The organism is Pseudomonas sp. Pseusp97, assembly GCF_047304025.1.
Classification (GTDB): Bacteria; Pseudomonadota; Gammaproteobacteria; order Pseudomonadales; family Pseudomonadaceae; genus Pseudomonas.
Map to the genome: position 1 here is coordinate 1 of NZ_JBGLYK010000415.1, position 1903 is coordinate 1903.

A 1903-nucleotide genomic window follows, 5' to 3' on the forward strand; every position below is an offset into this window, starting at 1 on the left:
AGCTTGCTCGCGAACCTGCGGGGTCCGGTTCGCGAGCAAGCTCGCTCCTACAAAAAACAAACGACAAAAACAAAAACGCCCGCACAGGGCGGGCGTTCTGGTGAGCGGCGAACTCAGTGGTGTTCGCGGGTGGCGCGGAAGGTGATGTCGGGCCAGCGCTCTTCCATCAGGCTCAGGTTGACACGGGTCGGGGCCAGGTAGGTGAGGTGGCCGCCGCCGTCCACGGACAGGTTCTCGAAGGCCTTGTCCTTGAACTCCTTGAGCTTCTTCTCGTCCTTGCACTCGATCCAGCGCGCGGACCAGACGTTGATCTGCTCGTAGGCGCACTCGACCTTGTATTCCTCCTTCAGGCGGCTGGCAACGACGTCGAACTGCAGCACACCGACGGCGCCGAGGATGATGTCGTTGTTGCGCTCGGGGAAGAACACCTGGGTGGCGCCTTCCTCGGCCAATTCCTGCAGGCCCTGGCGCAGCTGCTTGGACTTCAGCGGGTCTTTCAGGCGCACGCGGCGGAACAGTTCAGGGGCGAAGTGCGGAATGCCGGTGAAGCCCAGCGCCTCGCCTTCGGTGAAGGTGTCACCGATCTGGATGGTGCCGTGGTTGTGCAGGCCGATGATGTCGCCGGCGAAGGCTTCTTCCAGTTGCTCGCGCTCGCTGGAGAAGAAGGTCAGCGCGTCGGCGATCTTCACGTCCTTGCCCAGGCGCACGTGGCGCATCTTCATGCCCTTCTCGTACTTGCCCGAGCAGATGCGCATGAAGGCGATGCGGTCGCGGTGCTTGGGGTCCATGTTCGCCTGGATCTTGAACACGAAGCCGGAGAACTTCTCCTCGATCGGCGCCACGGTGCGCTCGTGGGCGCCACGCTCCAGCGGTTGCGGAGCCCAGTCGACGATGCAGTCGAGCACCTGGTCGACACCGAAGTTGCCCAGCGCGGTACCGAAGAACACCGGGGTCATCTCGCCCTTGAGGAAGGCGTCCTTGTCGAACTCGTGGCAGGCGCCCTGCACCAGTTCCAGCTCTTCGAGGAAGTTGTCGTAGAGGTCGCCCAGGTGCGCACGCGCCTCGTCCGAGTCGAGCTTGTCGATGATCTTCGTCTCGATGCGCTCGTGGCCGTGGCCCGGCACGTAGACGATGATCTTGTCCTGGGCGAGGTGGTACACGCCCTTGAAGTCGCGGTAGCAGCCGATCGGCCAGGTGATCGGCGCGGCCTTGATCTTGAGCACCGCTTCGATCTCGTCGAGCAGTTCGATCGGGTCGCGGATGTCGCGGTCGAGTTTGTTGATGAAGCTGACAATGGGCGTGTCGCGCAGGCGGCAGACTTCCATCAGCGCAATGGTGCGCGGCTCTACGCCTTTACCGCCGTCGAGCACCATCAGCGCCGAGTCCACCGCGGTCAGGGTGCGGTAGGTGTCTTCGGAGAAGTCTTCGTGGCCGGGGGTGTCGAGCAGGTTGATCATGTGCTCGCGGTAGGGGAACTGCATCACCGAGGTGGTGATGGAAATGCCGCGCTGCTTCTCCATTTCCATCCAGTCGGAGGTGGCGTGACGGTCGGATTTGCGCGACTTCACGGTACCGGCGACGGCAATCGCCTTGCCCATCAGCAGGAGCTTCTCGGTAATGGTGGTCTTACCGGCGTCGGGGTGGGAAATGATCGCGAACGTACGGCGCTTCGCGACTTCGGCGGCTTGGATGCTCATGGATGGGTGCCTGGTCGATTCGGTGAAGACGGGCGGCGAGCGGCCCGAAAAACGCGGGATTATAACGTAAACCGCAGCGTGGCCCGCCGCCCCCCCGCCCCCAAGCGGAAAGCCCCGGGGGGGGGGGGGGAAGGGGGGGGGGGGGGGGGCGGGGGGGGGCCCCGTGTTTTTGGGCCCCCCCCCCGGGCGGGGGGCCCGGGGGGTAT

Annotated in this window: 1 protein-coding gene; it reads right to left on the reverse strand. The window is 64.5% G+C overall.

What is annotated here, in order from left to right; genetic code table 11:
• Positions 1–113 precede the first annotated feature (113 nt).
• Positions 114–1697, reverse strand: coding sequence for a peptide chain release factor 3 (locus ACCC94_RS29520; RefSeq protein ID WP_413353131.1), 1584 nt, complete (start codon positions 1695–1697; stop codon positions 114–116).
• Between the last annotated feature and the right edge of the window lie 206 nt (positions 1698–1903).

What these genes read in the sequence shown, in the direction of transcription:
- ACCC94_RS29520 (WP_413353131.1), bottom strand. Translation starts at nt 1,697, where the DNA reads ATGAGCATCCAAGCCGCCGAAGTCGCGAAGCGCCGTACGTTCGCGATC.